Here is a 14,253-nt window from a genome sequence, read left to right as displayed (position 1 = left end):
CTGAATAGATGAGGATAACATTAGGTTTTTTTGTCTTTTGGCTTGGCTGTGCCATGACCGTTAAACCACAGCAAGCAAATAAGATCATTAAGAAATTACTTTTTTTTCTTTTCATTCGGCGTTGAGTTTCTTGGACGCGATAAGACTCCATTGTTTTGAGTCGTGTTGTAAAAGGCAGAAGTCGCTAACTTCAAATGCAGCTGTGTATTCTTTGTCTTTATATATTTCCCAAGCCCGCTCATATGCATCTGGTTCCAGGTCGCGATAAGCAATTGTCATATGGGGCTTAAAATGATGTTCCAAAAAGGAAACAGGAATTTGGGGATAGTGTTTTTCAAAGTCGTGAATAATGGTCGACTGTAATTGTATCAAATAATCATTTACAACTGGATTTATAAAAATCACGGGCTTGTCTTTATTGGCAAATGCACCGAAATTCTTTAGCTCGATCATGAAAGGATCAATAGCAGCAGGGATTTCGCCAAACCAATTAAGCAACTGTGTATGTGCTGAGGCGTACAGTTTAAAGGGTGCTTTCAGTGTAATATGCGGTATTACACGTAGCGCTTTATGGCTGTTGTAGTGTTCGGCAAAATCGCGTTTAATGGCCGTGACTTCCTCTCTTATGTTTTGGGGAGGTATGATCGCAACAAAATACAGGTTTTGAGCAGCCATAGCTATTCTTGGTAAAACCTAAAAATAAAAAAAATCGTTTGAATAGATGGAATTAAATTTAGTATCAGCATTTTGAAGTACTTGAATGTCCTCTATAACTTTCAATACAGAAATGAACTTCTTCCTATCATAATTCACTTCATTGTTCCTGATAAACGATTCTTTTCACCTTTTAATGGAATGCTGCTTGAATATTGGTTTTTCGCCATAAAATGGCAAGAGCATATTACTTTTGGCAAATTTGCCTCCCAAGCTTTCGCCCACAGGCGTTTTCACCAGTACCATATTCCATTTGCCGTTTACGCCGATATAAACTTGATAACCTTTTGTTTCCAAAAAAGAGGCAAGACAATCTTCTATCGCAAAAACGAGTTCCTTTCTCGAAGCCGCTTCAGTTTTCCTTAAATCGTTCACCTGCAATAAAATCAGCAGTTTGTTATGGTCCAGCTTTGAATAATATCCTATTTTTTCAGTGTTTATCCCTTCCACATTATAATCTATACATTTTTTCAGCTTATATGAAATAGAATCCATATCCTTATCAGGGTACATGGTCGCTTTTTCGATATCGGCATGCAGGTAGGTGCTACGTACGTCGATCACGTCGTTCACCTCTTTATTGCGCCAAAAGAGGCCGCTTGCGATGGAAAGCACCACGATGATCAAGCCTATTGCCGCCAGGATTAAACAACCGCAACCTTGCCAAAGGGGTCGTTTTGGGGGCTTTAACGCATCGGTTTTGTTCAGGGCCTGCCCGATCTCCTGGGGAAGTTCCTTTATTGTGTAAGTTTTTTTACAATGGGCACATTCCAATATGGTCATTTTGGGTAAAGGAAGGAATGGAATCCAAAGTATATGAAAGTATTTTCCGAAAGTGGTTGCTGCAAAACTGCCTTTACTTTGACAATAGGGACAGGTAGTATTTCCCTCCACTTTTCTGGTTTTAATCGGTGATGCTCTTATTCCGAAAAATATAAACATTTTTTATTTCTTTAAAGGTCCTATCGGTTCGATATGCTAATCCGCATCATCTATGGTTTTCAAACCCGAGTTCGACTATTCTTTATGAACGCACGTTTTAAGGTAAAACAATATCCTCCATTTTAGACTTAAGCTTCTTTACGGAATTTTCATTTTCCATAACGATCTCTATATAACATTGCTCGGTAGGCCGTTCGAGTAAATGAACTTGATAAATATTCATAAAAGAAGAATGGCCATTACTGATTACTTTGTCTTCGCCATTATAAATAGTGAAACGGAAAAAGATTTCCGGCTCTTTATTCAATTGAAAGGCTACTGCGTAATCCGATCTGTTATCCTTTAAACTGAACATATCCTTGAGGAATTTACGCGCATCGTCAATTTCCTTTTGCTCTTCTTCCTTTATCGGACCTTTTTTCTTACGTTTTTCCACTTCAGTATCCATCATCTTGTCTATTTCTTTTTCGAGATCCAGACTGTTTGTCCCTAAGAAAATCAATTCAATTTCAGGATAGCTACTTGCTAACAAATTCGCTCCTTTTTGCTGTAAAAAATTACGCAGTACCACCCGTCCACATAGCAACTTTCCTATATCGTCTATGGCCCTGATTTCCTTTAATTTTATTAGGTGGTTTCCGTCTATCTTGATACCATTGAACGCATTATCGCCCTTTAATCGTTGTTCTTCGATGTGCTGTAAAAAGAGGTTGAAATCTCGCAAAAAAACAAGTTGAGCGGTTATACAAAAGAGAAATATTAGACTACTTTTTAACGTCATCGTCCATTAATTTTATCCATATGGTACTGCCCTAATCAAAATGTCAGGTTTGCTACATTTCAGCTGCTGTTCCCTCGTCCATGCATCGGGTATAGCCTCGCCGGATATTACATCTTTGGGCGGTACATTTTTTCACCAAAGAGTATATGCGTGAAGCCTGTTTAGCTCCCCCTCGGTGGGCAATATAATTATCCTGATAGGTGTTTGATTCTTGATTACAAAAGTGAACAGAAAAGATGAACCGGTCTTATTTTGGTGCTTTACAAAATATCTACTTGCCAATTTTTTTGTATATACAAAGTATCTATATCTCCTGCAAAAAGACTTCTAAACTCGTTGCTTTCGGCAGTCCGAACTTCCGTTTCAGTCGGTATTTAAACATGCGTACACTTTGCGCTTCAACGTGTAGTAGCTGAGCAATCTGTTGGCTAGACATCTTCAAATGGATATAGGAACAATATTTGAGATCTAGTGGTGTTAGCCTTTGCACCGCTTTTTCCGTCAGCTGGCTAAAAAAACCTGGATGCAACTGTTGAATGTGCGATCTGGTTTCCTCGAAATCGATATTCACCAAAGCCTCCTTCTTCAATAGTTTTTGTAGCTGTTTGCGATCACCCGCTACAATCTCCGATTGGATACGCTTCAGCATCTCATTCTTATGGTCGATCATCAGGTTGTTGGCCATCACCTCCTTTTGGAGCTGCTGTTGCCTGAGCTCTAAAAGCTCCTGCTCGGCTTTCAGTCGGGCTTGTTCTTCTTTTTCCAATTGCACTTGCATACGCGCGTTCCGTTCGGTTTCCTCTTTTTCTTTAGCCAGTTTTTCTTCGCGCTCAACAGAATAACGCAGCTTAAAATGGTAAGACAGGAACATAAAGACCAAGCCCAATAGCGATACAGCAGCTAAGGTCCCATAGAGATAGTTTTGTCGTCGGCGTGTTTCTGACCGTTCTTTCAACACCGCCATCTCGCGGTTTTTCTTTTCTGTTTCGTACTGCACTTCCAATTTTTGAGCGTTAAAAATCTGACGCTGATCAAATATTTTTTGCTGGATACTCGTTGCTTTACGCTGGTAATTCAGCGCAGATTGGAAATCTTTTTTCTTGGAAGCAATTGCTGCGAGGTGTTGGTAAGCATTCATTTCAGCACTTCGATTCGGCTGTTGGTCGTCAGCTATTTTGGCAAGACCTTCCAAGAGATACGCTTCGGCAACCGAAAAGTTATTTTCCTGTAAGGCAAAGCCAGCCTTGATGCCCATAATATTGATCCAATGGGATGAATGGGAATCAGACAGCCGGAGTGCGTATACTGCACTATCCAGGTATGCAAACGCCTGTTTCTTCCGTTGGTCGAGGCTATTGTCTGCATATTCAAGAAAATGATTAGCAATGTTCACACAAGTAATCACAAAATTGTTAACAGCCACATCTTTGGAATCCTGCTGGTGCACAGCAAGGGATTTCAGCAAGTACTGGAACGAGCTATCGGCGTATGCCTGTTGCTTAGTAGATCGCCATTTAGTCAGGTACATACTTGCATGACCATTAAAAGCGTTTACCAGAAGGTTCTTATTATCCAATTGGGCAGCATAACGCTCACAGGTCAAAATGTACTTTTCCATTTTTTCGAAATCGCCCCAGCCACTGTACACCCTATACAGTAAATAGTTGAGGTGGTATCCTATTTTTTCATTGTGAGCACGCTGTTTCAGCAATCCGAGGCCTTCCATGGCTGCCTCGACAGCTTCATCAGGTTGGCCGAGCCGAAGGTACATAAAAGCTTTTGCGCGTTGCGATACAGCTTTAGCTTCCGGGCTCTGGGAGGTTCGCGCATGTTCAATACATTTATCCAGCGCCTTTTTGCCCAATACCAGGCTGTCGACAGAAACATACAACCCACTCTGATGGGCATAGAGGTAGGCAAGGTTGTCTGGTTTATTCGCTATCTGTTGCAGACCCTTTGTAATTACCTGTAAGGCCTGTTCGGGCTGACCATTCAATTGCAGCGCTTCCGCTTCTGCAACAATCTTTATGGTTTGTGGATCAATAGATTGGCAGCGTAACACTTCCATGCCCACTGTCATACTTAAAATCGTTGTCAATATAATTCTAAAAACAGCCATTATTGCGCAAATATGAGATGAATCTAAGAAAAATTATAAACCTATGAGCAAATCTGTTGATATTTTGTATATACAACAACTAGTGGTTGTAGATACTTTGTTAGCTTTAAATCAGTTTATTTGCCAATCTTTATATACACTTTTGCTTCAAAAATCATTAAATCATGAATGCAAAAACACAATCCATTTTAAGTTATCTGGGCATTTTATGGCTCGTGGCTTATTTTGGCGGTAAAGATCATCGCGACGCCAATAGTATCTACCACCTCAAGCAGGGGCTTGGCTTGCTCGTTGTTGCCATACTGTACAACCTGGTGGTGACGATTGTTATTTCCATAGCTCCCGGTATTGGGCAAATCATTGGCTACGTTGGGGTTGTCTTTCTCATCCTCATGATATTGGGCATTATCCATGTAGTCAATGAAATCAAAAAACCGTTACCGTTAATAGGCGGCTTTTTTGAAGATAAATTTTCCTTTATCCAGTAACCCAATCTATCCGTAAGTATGTCAGAACTAAGCTCATTATACGTCATTATACAGATCCGTAAGGAGCGGCTGATACAGTTTTTCAACGACCGTCCAGAAGCGGATCCGGTAGACAACGATTGGCTCACCTGTTGGAAGAGTCGGAATATGTACAATAAACCAACAGTGACAGCCATTCCCGTTTATCCAACAGCAAACAACGGTAGCCTGGTGGAAGAGCTGGTAAAAAACGCCTATTTTGGTGCAAAAGGACATTACGAAGAAACTGGCAATACCTATTTTCTTATGGCCTTGCAATTCAGCGAAAATTATACAGAGATCCTGCTCAACGAAATCCAAAGTGGCAATATTGATCAATAGACTAGTTAAATTACTGCTCATGTTCGTTCTGACGAGTTGCAGTCCCGGTACACGGAATTTTGAATGGCCGGCGGATATCGCACAGCTCACTGGAAAAGACCTCGGCACGTGGCTACGAAATGTACCGTTTTCCGACGAACTGTTGCAAAGTGATAACGACAAAACGGTGTTTACAAACGCGCAGCAAGTATTTCCGTTCATGGGCCGCTACCATAATGCTGTGGGCGAACTTCAATATACTCACAACGACCCGGACAATCCGGTCTATCAGCAAGAGACGGTTTTGTATCAAGATCCAGATTGGGGCGATCTATTCGTCAATGCCACGCTGCTATATGATGAACAGGAAGTTTTCCTGGATCAATACTACAGCAAAAGCGGGAACGTCATATTTGACGGAGTAAATGCGGCCATGGGGAGTCACGATGCTGCACTGACCGAAACGTCGGTCTTTGCCAACACGGCTGCTTATAAAACGGGGGTCTATTGGGCGAGAACATCGAGTAGGCATTACCTATTGGGATTTTACCAAAGGGATAAGCTCATTTTTGAAGTAGCAATCCCGCTCCGAGCTTCAGATACATTGGCCACATTGGTTAAACTCAACACGGTAAACGAGAAACTGGGGCTACACGTCAGAGAGTGGCAACAAGCTACGACGCAGCAATTGCAACCAGTCGATACGCAGGAAACATTTTGGAAGAATCCGTTTGTAGGCCTTTACATGGAGGAACCGTACTTGTTGCATCGGGTTTCACTCAAAATCAAAGATACGCCGTTCCGGGAGGCACGTACGGCAATAAAAGGTGACCATTACTTTAGCTATGATACGCCAACGGGTAAGGTGGAGCTATTTACTGTAGTGAAAGACACCTATGCCGATCGGGATGCATTTGACGCCACACATCAAAACCTATCAGCCTACGAGGCAAACGGGCAGCGTGTGTATTACGACGAGCAAGAAACAGGTGGGAAGGTAAAAGGCATAGCACAAACGTACTTTAAATCGGGCAAATTCTTAACATTACATTACGAATACCCACAAGCTGGCGGCGATGAAGCCAAAGCAATAATTCACAGGATACTGCGACATGTTAGAGTGCGCATGCTTTAACACAAAAAACTATGCAAACACAACATGTAAAACAATGATTTTTTTAAACAAAACGAAAACGCTGTAAAAGAGCATCCGTTTCAGTTTAACAATATCATTTTACCATAAAACAATAAACTATGTGGATCAGAATAACTAAAATAGGAATAAATCAAATTGACGCATCTCATTTGGAGAATCCCAAAAAAGTGGGTAACCCGATGACGCTCTATCTGTACCAACTAGAAAGCAGAACGGTGTTTTTTGTGCTAAAGGGTAAAAAAGCTATTGGTGAATATTTGGAAACATCAACCGGAACGCGTATCCCTAAACGAAAATGGTCGCCCGAAATGGAGAAATTGGCGAGGAACGAATTGGCAAAGGTAACCCTATTAAAAGGAGGATTTAAAATCACATTCCTCGGTTGGCCTGTTTTATTACTCGCTATTTACTTAATTGGTTATGCCGTCTATGAAGCAGTTACCCTACCGGCCCAGAAAGAAGCCTATAAGCAGAAAATGGCAGCATTGGCAACCGTACATGAAGGTGATATTTATTTTGGAAACTATCGCCTCTATAAAGAAAAGGGCAATTTTGTGGGAAGCAAAGGAGGCTTTGGCTGGTTTAAGTTAGTAAGCATTGAAAATGACACGTACTACATTGCCAGAAGTGTAGAAATGAGTGATACTGCCAAACCTAAGGAAGCAATGAATAGCACCGATTTTGAGGAGGAAACAAGCGCGGTAAAAGCAAAAGAGCTGGAGCCGTATACAAAACAGTTTATTTCAGAAGATGGGCTTATTGAGTTTACTGCCCAGGAGAAAAAAGATTAATCAATTATCAACTCTAATGGAACTGAATACCCCAATCATATCGACCGAAATGCTTACCGATAAGGAATTGAACATTTACAAGGGTTTGGATAACCGACCTTATGGAGAGCTCCTTGCCCGAAAGGTGACCCGAAAGTTAATGAATAATCCCGTAAAATCGAATGGTGGCTATTATTCTGGTAACGGTCTTCATTTCGCACACCGGGATTATTGTGGCATCGGTCTGTATTTTTTTGAAGAAAAATTTGTCCTTGGTGAAGTAAATGACGGTATGGGACCTTACCCTATTTTGGTGACTTTTGATAATGAAGCAGCATTCGTGATGTGGCTAGCCAACCAAAGCAACCAATCTATGTCGCTAATTGCGGGAGACAAATATCCTTCATCCAAATTCAACAATCAAACCATCACCAGATTGCGCCTGGAATGGTATATCGAAGATCATTATGATGCGGGATGGAATGCTTATTGCACGTATGTCAGAAAGAGAGAAGAGACGCAGACTAAACCCTAACCGACCCTCACCCCTTGATTCCTTTTTTGAACAAATGAGAGTACATAGTGCGGGCTGAAGGAGAGTTGAAGAGGTCTTAAAAGTGGAAATACGGAAATAAAACAGAAACGCCCGGATAGTGCAGATTGCTATCCGGGTGTTTTTATTTATTGATGATAGACCTCTTTTAACCACCGTTGGTGCAGTGCCTTTAACGCCAACACTTTATCGGGATACTTCTGTGATACATTTCTTTTTTCGGAAGGATCCTCAGCAAGATTGATGAGCATGTATTTCTGCTTATCCAGCTCCTGTGGTGCCACTTGCATCGGATTGTGCAATAATTTCCAGTCGCCTTGCCTTACTGCCCACTGAGGATCGTCCTTACTTCCGCCACTTTGCCAATAAAAAGCCTCATGTGCCGATGGTTCATGTTTTCCGTTAATGACCTTCACTAAACTCTTCCCATCAATTTTCCGTTCAGGCAAAGGTATTTGACAATACTCGGCCAGTGTTGGATACCAGTCTATATTAGCCGCCAGCTGATCCCGCACTTCGTTTTCCGGAATATGTCCAGGCCAGCTGATAATAGCCGGAACACGAACCCCTCCCTCCAACAAGCTAAATTTTGATCCGCGGTAAATTCCGGCCGAGCCGCCACCGCCAAACGTACGCTCTTCCTCCGAAAAACCTTGATCAGGCTGAAAAATAACGATCGTATTTTCTGACAAACCCAAGGCCTTCAGTTTAGCAAGCAGCATCGCTATCTTTTCATCCATGGTGGAAATAAAGGCAGCATATTTATCCCTTGGTGAGGCTACACCCTTTTCTCGGTAGTAATCAAGCCATTTCTTCTCTCCTTGCAAAGGATAGTGCGGGATATTGATAGCAAAGTACAGAAAAAATGGATTCGTCTTATTATTCTCCAGAAAAGCACCGGCCTCCTCTACCATTAGATCCGGAAAAAAACGGCCTGATTCATCAATCTCCTTTCCATTTCGCCAAAGGTCATGCCGATTAGGTCCTGCCCAGTAGAAGAAATGCGAATAATTATCAATACATCCTCCCATAAAACCAAAGGAATAATCAAAACCTTGGGCGTTTGGCATGGTTTGGGGTGTATAACCCACATGCCATTTACCGATATGCGCCGTAGCATAACCGGCATCTTGGAACAATTCGCCCATGGTATACTGCTCTGCAGGCATCCCCTCTACCCCTTCCTTTGAAGAAGCCATCTCTGGTAGGCCTGCCCGTTGGGGATAACGCCCGGTGAGCATCGATGCCCTGGAGGGTGAACAGATCGGCGAGGCAGCATAAAACTGCGTAAAGCGCGTGCCCCTCAACGCTAAGCTATCCAAAGTAGGGGTCAGCAAATCCGTGGCGCCATAAGAACCAAGGTCTGCCCAGCCTTGATCGTCCGAATATATCAAAATAACATTGGGCTTATCACCTTTAGCAGGGCCTTGTGCCCTGGCAGTTATAAATAAAAAAACCAGTCCTATTACATAAATACCTGTGTGTAACTTCATCTTGCTAAAATTTATTTGTTTAATACCAGTTAGGATTCTGTTCAAGCGTTGGATTCAGCTGTACCTGATCGGCCGGTATGGGCCATAAATAATCGCGGCCAGCATCAAACGTTCTTTGGCTCACCACTGCGCCTTCATGATTATACACCGGCCCATTGTTAACTTTCTCTGCGATCCGCCAACGCTTAATATCCGAATAGTAGATCCCCTCGAAGGCCAATTCAACACGCCTTTCACGTCGGATCACCTCACGCATCCCTTCCTGATCTAAGCCTGCCTCAACTGTTGGCATGGCAACGGATGGCCGCTGCCGAAGGCTATTCAAAGCAGTGTATACCGAGGCATCCGGACCACTTGCTTCATTTTGCGCCTCCGCATAAGTTAGCAGCACCTCCGCATAACGAATCAAGATAGGATTAATCTGTGAACTATTTGGACTCACAATGGCAATTGTCTCATTATCTGGATAGGAAGTATATTTCTTAAGTCCAAATCCGGTTGTTACCACCCTGCCCGGTGTAGTAATCTGTCCATTATAGGGGTAACCGATACAATTGACCGTTTGCAAGAGCCGCGGATCCCTATTTTCATAAGGACGAGCGGGATTAAACTGCGTAGATGTCGTAATTGGCTCACCATCTTTCATCAGATAGGCATCTACTAGATCTTTCGTCGGAGCTGGCCGGTTCAACATAAAAATATCATGATCAAAATTATTGGGAAAGCGCGGAAGCTGATACGACACATTAAAAATAACTTCCTGATTTTCTTCATTCTCAAGCATAAACAGCGCCCTGTAATTATCAAACAAGCTATACACACCTAAGTCCATCACCTTCTTCGCTTCTTCTGCCGCTTCTCTCCAACGTTCATTATACAATAAGATACGGGCGCGTAAGGCCAAAGCAGCACCCCGGGTAGCCCTGCCCTGATCTGCGGCAGCAGTATATGTTGCCGGGAGCACTTCTGCAGCCTCTGCCAGATCTTGTAGCATTTGTGCAACCACTTCTTCCTTGGTATTTCTCGGTTGTTGTGATTGCGTTTCAGGGTCAGGTGCTGAGACAATCAAAGGCACACCACCAAAACAATCCACTAAATAGAAGTAATATAGTCCCCGCAGAAATTTAGCCTCACCAAGCGTTCTGCTTTTCAATTGTTCATCCATCGCCACATCCGATATCTTACTCAAAAAAGTGTTCGTTCTGCCAATACCCCGATAAGCAACCTCCCACCTACTTACGATCAACCCGGTCAATGAATTGTGCACACCACGCGCAATGGCGTCTGTACCATTTGACTCATTATAGGCCAATCCATTCGGCGTAATCATGTCTGTTTCCAGGAACCAGGTACTACCGGCCCCATCCTGCAAGACGCGGTAACAACCCGTTAGCGCAGCCATTGCCTCTTCACTGCTCTTCCAAAAAGTATTTTCACTGTACTGATCACTGGGGTTAATGGTAAGGTCATTTGAGCAAGCCACCCAAAAGAAGCAGGTCCATAGCCCCATTATTAATTGATATATAGATTTCATAACGCTTTTCTTTAAAAAGTTAAGTTAAGGCCTGCCGTATAGGTTTTTACTGTAGGGTATTCATAAAAGGTAGAGCCGTCCAGATTTTTCTCCGGATCAAAATCCTTCATTCCGCTAAAAGTAAATAGGTTTTGAGCGTTTACAAATATTCTAAACTTACTAAGCCCCAACTTATTTACCCATTCAGTAGGAAAATCATAAGCAAACTGCAAATTTTTGAGCCTTAGATAGGCCACATTCCTCAACCAAAAGTCGGAGCTCCTAAAATTTTCAGTCTGGCTCCCTTCAAAGGTGGTCAGTATCGGCAGCGATGCATCTCTATTTTCTGGTGTCCAAGCATCCGTCACCCATTTTCTAGGTACCGAAGTACCGAACCAGAAGGGCATTGCTCCAATATTCTCCGCGTAGGTATACACACTTCCTACTCCCTGAAAAAAGCTATTCAAGGAGAAGTTGCGATAATTGAAATTCAGATTGAACTGATACGTCAGCTTCGGAATATTCGATCCGGAAATTTTACGATCCGATTCAGAAATGAACCCATCTCCATTTGCGTCTTCATATTTCAGGTACCCCGGTTTCGTATTATTTGTTTGAAAAGGGCTGTTAGCAATTTCTTCCTCCGTCTGGAAAATACCATTGGCATGAATAAGGTAGTAGGAATTGATTGGTGATCCTTCCCTAATGATCCGTCTTCCACTATAGATGACCTGCCCCCCAAGGTCTACCACCTTATTTTTAACATAAGTAACACTACCGTTGAGCTGCATCCCTACATCCCCCAATTTATGCTGGTAACCCAATACCAGCTCCACTCCGTTATTATCTACGGTACCGATATTCTGTATTGGCCCTCCCAATGAACCTACCTGCTGAGGAAGTATCACTGTCTGTAAAATATCGGATGTACGCTTACGGAAAGCTTCTACCGTAACCGACAACTTGTTGTCAAACAATGCTGCATCCACGCCGATATTCGCCATGGTAGTCGTTTCCCAGGTTATATTAGGATCATTATAATTTAACACCGCCGCACCGGAAGACACTGTTGATCCAAAAGGATAATCAGCGCCCAGCGCAATCAGATTCACATAACGAAAAAGCTCGATCCGCTCGTTACCCAGCTGCCCATAGGAAGCACGCAGTTTCAGTTCATTCAACCAATCAGTATCCTTTAAAAAAGGCTCTGTGTTAAGCCGCCATCCCGCAGAGAAGGAAGGAAAGAATCCCCATTGATTGCCTTTAGCAAAACGGGAAGACCCATCGTACCTGAAATTTGCTTCAAGCAGGTATTTCTCCTTGTAATTATAATTGAAGCGACCAAAATATGATATCATTTTCGCTTCTGTTGAGGTACCACCTACCAGCGGATTTGAAGAACCCGCATTCAGCTCATACAAATCGTTACCCAGATACCCCTCATTTTGGGCAAAGAAATTTCCATCGGAAAAATGCTCTCTACTGTAGCCTAACAACGCATTTACCTGGTGTTTCTCTGCAAAGCTGCGCGACCAGTTCAAGGTCTGGAACAAGGTGGTATTCAGTGTGCCCAGGCTCGTCTTCCGCAATCCCCGGTTAGAGGGGTTGCCGCCATCATAAGGTACCCGCTGTGCCTCACCCGTTTTAACCTGGTAAACAAATGCGTCGGGCACAAATTTGGTCACCTCATCATCCGCCTTATTAATGGCACCATTGATTTTATAAGTAATATCAAACGGAAGCTGCACCTCGGCAAATATATTCACCAGCCCCCTTTGCTGTACCGTATTATTTTCTCCCTCATTAGCCAATACCAGGGGATGCCGATAGATATTATGGCCAGGCGTACGAATGAAGGTATTGGCATAACGACCATCCGCCAGATAGGTTGGATGAAAAGCCTGCGCTTTAAATGTCATTTCCATTAAATTACCAACACCTGCCGTTGGTTCATTGAAATCCTTGTAATTGATATTCACCACCCCTCCCACTTTAATACGGTTGGTAAGCTGGGCCTGTGTACTGTAATTCAAGGAATAGCGTTTCGCGTCTGTTCCCATCACCGCCCCCTTTTGAGAAAGATAATTGAGCGAAAGCAAATGAGTAAGCTTGTCGGTTCCTCCAGAAAACTGAAAGCCATGATTCTGCACCGCGCCCTTGCCGAATATAATTTTAAACCAATCGTTATTCGGATAAGTCAGGGGATCGCTTTTCATACCAGCTTGATACTCCTCTATCAACTCATCCGAATAGTCTACTACAGCACGACCTTCATTGATTTGAGCTTGGTTGCGGAGACGCATAAATTGGATCGGGTCTTTCACGAAATCAGGCAGGTAATTTGCTTCCTGAAAACCAAAATAATTAGCATAGTTTATTTGAAAAGCTCCCGCAGCACCGCTTTTGGTTGTAATCAAAATAACGCCATTGGCCGCTCTTGATCCATAAATCGCTGCAGATGCCGCGTCTTTCAATACCGTTACACTGGCAATATCGGCCGGATTGACGTTATCCATCGGAAACTCAACACCGTTTACCAAAACCAAGGGGTTGTTATTATTCAATGTTCCTTGCCCCCGCACCCGCACCGTTGCCACATCACGCCCCGGCTGGCCACCCGGTTGGTTTACATAGACACCTTCCACGCCCTGCAATAGCTGGGAGGCATTGGTTACGGGCGCATTTTCATTTCGTTTTAAATCAACTGTTGACACTGCCCCGGTGAGATTCGTTTTCTTTGCGGTTCCATAGCCAATTACCACTACCTGGTCTAGCTGCGCCAGATCCGGGCTTAAGGCAATCCGCAAGTCGTTCAGCTGGCCTACACTGACATCCTTGCTCATATAGCCTATATAGCTAATTGTCAAAACTGCCGGTATTTCTGATGGTATTCGAATCAAAAATTTGCCATCTGTATCCGTGGAAGCACTTCGTTTACTTCCCTGCAGTACCACACTCGCACCTGCAAGCGGTAAACCCGCCTCATCAAGCACGAGCCCTCTCAGGTCACGATCTTCCTGTTGTATAACAGTATGGGGTTTAGCCTTTGCGCGTAATACAACGGTTGTTCCGAAAATTTCATAATCTATCGGAACGTCTTGTGTTAAACGATCCATCACTTTAGCAATGGGTATATTTTTCAGGCTTATTGACGAAACGTCCATACCTTCCAACTCCGATCTATCATACACAAAACGATAGGCTGACTGCGACTCAACCTGCCTAAGCAATGTTGTTAAGCTGCTCTTCGCGGCCTTAAGACTGATCAGTTGGCTATAACTTTTTGCGCTTACACTGCTTAAAGCGAGTAATAATAATAAAGTTGTTATTTTCATGACGCATAAAGTCTTCTTCAGGCCATAAGGGTGCCCGATTCCAATCTTTC

12 protein-coding genes are annotated in these 14,253 nt (G+C 43.1%); 5 read left to right on the top strand and 7 right to left on the bottom strand.

The features are described from left to right. Positions 1 to 111 precede the first annotated feature (111 nt). The 4 genes from BMY50_RS27250 to BMY50_RS27235 all read right to left on the bottom strand — a co-directional run bounded on the left by BMY50_RS27250 (position 112) and on the right by BMY50_RS27235 (position 4,556). Positions 112 to 675, bottom strand: a complete 564-nt coding sequence (locus tag BMY50_RS27250) for a 2'-5' RNA ligase family protein (RefSeq protein WP_093332910.1) — start codon at positions 673 to 675, stop codon at positions 112 to 114. A 165-nt stretch (positions 676 to 840) separates the two neighbouring features. Beyond that, positions 841 to 1,656 (bottom strand): hypothetical protein, encoded by an 816-nt coding sequence (locus BMY50_RS27245; RefSeq protein WP_093332908.1) that lies wholly within the window; start codon positions 1,654 to 1,656, stop codon positions 841 to 843. A gap of 97 nt (positions 1,657 to 1,753) precedes the next feature. Continuing rightward, on the bottom strand, positions 1,754 to 2,437 hold the full coding sequence (locus BMY50_RS27240) for a hypothetical protein (RefSeq protein WP_093332905.1): 684 nt from the start codon (positions 2,435 to 2,437) through the stop codon (positions 1,754 to 1,756). A gap of 304 nt (positions 2,438 to 2,741) precedes the next feature. Then, positions 2,742 to 4,556: a hypothetical protein gene (locus BMY50_RS27235; protein ID WP_093332903.1), complete on the bottom strand. Its 1,815-nt coding sequence runs from the start codon at positions 4,554 to 4,556 to the stop codon at positions 2,742 to 2,744. A 164-nt stretch (positions 4,557 to 4,720) separates the two neighbouring features. Between BMY50_RS27235 and BMY50_RS27230 the strand changes: the two genes are divergently transcribed. The 5 genes from BMY50_RS27230 to BMY50_RS27210 all read left to right on the top strand — a co-directional run bounded on the left by BMY50_RS27230 (position 4,721) and on the right by BMY50_RS27210 (position 7,844). Next, entirely contained in the window at positions 4,721 to 5,044 is a 324-nt protein-coding gene (locus tag BMY50_RS27230) for an import component protein (RefSeq protein WP_093332900.1), read from the top strand. Between the two features lie 18 nt (positions 5,045 to 5,062). Further along, positions 5,063 to 5,404, top strand: coding sequence for a hypothetical protein (locus tag BMY50_RS27225; protein WP_093332897.1), 342 nt, complete (start codon positions 5,063 to 5,065; stop codon positions 5,402 to 5,404). Positions 5,405 to 5,603: 199 nt separating this feature from the next. Then, positions 5,604 to 6,518, top strand: a complete 915-nt coding sequence (locus BMY50_RS27220) for a hypothetical protein (RefSeq protein ID WP_139202347.1) — start codon at positions 5,604 to 5,606, stop codon at positions 6,516 to 6,518. A 119-nt stretch (positions 6,519 to 6,637) separates the two neighbouring features. Beyond that, complete coding sequence (locus BMY50_RS27215; protein ID WP_093332891.1) at positions 6,638 to 7,330, top strand: hypothetical protein; 693 nt, start codon at positions 6,638 to 6,640, stop codon at positions 7,328 to 7,330. Positions 7,331 to 7,346: 16 nt separating this feature from the next. Further along, positions 7,347 to 7,844 (top strand): hypothetical protein, encoded by a 498-nt coding sequence (locus BMY50_RS27210; RefSeq protein ID WP_093332888.1) that lies wholly within the window; start codon positions 7,347 to 7,349, stop codon positions 7,842 to 7,844. Between the two features lie 146 nt (positions 7,845 to 7,990). On the opposite strand, the gene BMY50_RS27205 is transcribed toward BMY50_RS27210, so the two are convergent. Genes BMY50_RS27205 through BMY50_RS27195 form a run of 3 tightly spaced genes read right to left on the bottom strand, consistent with a single transcriptional unit; the run spans position 7,991 to position 14,203 of the window. Next, on the bottom strand, positions 7,991 to 9,355 hold the full coding sequence (locus tag BMY50_RS27205; RefSeq protein ID WP_093332885.1) for a sulfatase family protein: 1,365 nt from the start codon (positions 9,353 to 9,355) through the stop codon (positions 7,991 to 7,993). A 19-nt stretch (positions 9,356 to 9,374) separates the two neighbouring features. Next, a complete protein-coding gene (locus BMY50_RS27200) occupies positions 9,375 to 10,889 on the bottom strand; it encodes a RagB/SusD family nutrient uptake outer membrane protein (protein WP_093332882.1) in 1,515 nt (504 codons plus the stop codon). Between the two features lie 11 nt (positions 10,890 to 10,900). After that, positions 10,901 to 14,203, bottom strand: coding sequence for a TonB-dependent receptor (locus BMY50_RS27195; protein WP_093332916.1), 3,303 nt, complete (start codon positions 14,201 to 14,203; stop codon positions 10,901 to 10,903). Positions 14,204 to 14,253 lie beyond the last annotated feature (50 nt).

It is taken from the genome of Olivibacter domesticus, assembly GCF_900109575.1.
GTDB lineage: Bacteria > Bacteroidota > Bacteroidia > Sphingobacteriales > Sphingobacteriaceae > Olivibacter > Olivibacter domesticus.
This window is presented reverse-complemented; position numbering and strand designations above follow the sequence as displayed.

What these genes read in the sequence shown, in the direction of transcription:
- BMY50_RS27215 (WP_093332891.1), top strand. Translation starts at nt 6,638, where the DNA reads ATGTGGATCAGAATAACTAAAATAGGAATAAATCAAATTGACGCATCT.
- BMY50_RS27240 (WP_093332905.1), bottom strand. Translation starts at nt 2,437, where the DNA reads ATGACGTTAAAAAGTAGTCTAATATTTCTCTTTTGTATAACCGCTCAA.
- BMY50_RS27245 (WP_093332908.1), bottom strand. Translation starts at nt 1,656, where the DNA reads ATGTTTATATTTTTCGGAATAAGAGCATCACCGATTAAAACCAGAAAA.
- BMY50_RS27195 (WP_093332916.1), bottom strand. Translation starts at nt 14,203, where the DNA reads ATGAAAATAACAACTTTATTATTATTACTCGCTTTAAGCAGTGTAAGC.
- BMY50_RS27210 (WP_093332888.1), top strand. Translation starts at nt 7,347, where the DNA reads ATGGAACTGAATACCCCAATCATATCGACCGAAATGCTTACCGATAAG.
- BMY50_RS27250 (WP_093332910.1), bottom strand. Translation starts at nt 675, where the DNA reads ATGGCTGCTCAAAACCTGTATTTTGTTGCGATCATACCTCCCCAAAAC.
- BMY50_RS27205 (WP_093332885.1), bottom strand. Translation starts at nt 9,355, where the DNA reads ATGAAGTTACACACAGGTATTTATGTAATAGGACTGGTTTTTTTATTT.
- BMY50_RS27235 (WP_093332903.1), bottom strand. Translation starts at nt 4,556, where the DNA reads ATGGCTGTTTTTAGAATTATATTGACAACGATTTTAAGTATGACAGTG.
- BMY50_RS27200 (WP_093332882.1), bottom strand. Translation starts at nt 10,889, where the DNA reads ATGAAATCTATATATCAATTAATAATGGGGCTATGGACCTGCTTCTTT.
- BMY50_RS27230 (WP_093332900.1), top strand. Translation starts at nt 4,721, where the DNA reads ATGAATGCAAAAACACAATCCATTTTAAGTTATCTGGGCATTTTATGG.
- BMY50_RS27225 (WP_093332897.1), top strand. Translation starts at nt 5,063, where the DNA reads ATGTCAGAACTAAGCTCATTATACGTCATTATACAGATCCGTAAGGAG.
- BMY50_RS27220 (WP_139202347.1), top strand. Translation starts at nt 5,604, where the DNA reads ATGGGCCGCTACCATAATGCTGTGGGCGAACTTCAATATACTCACAAC.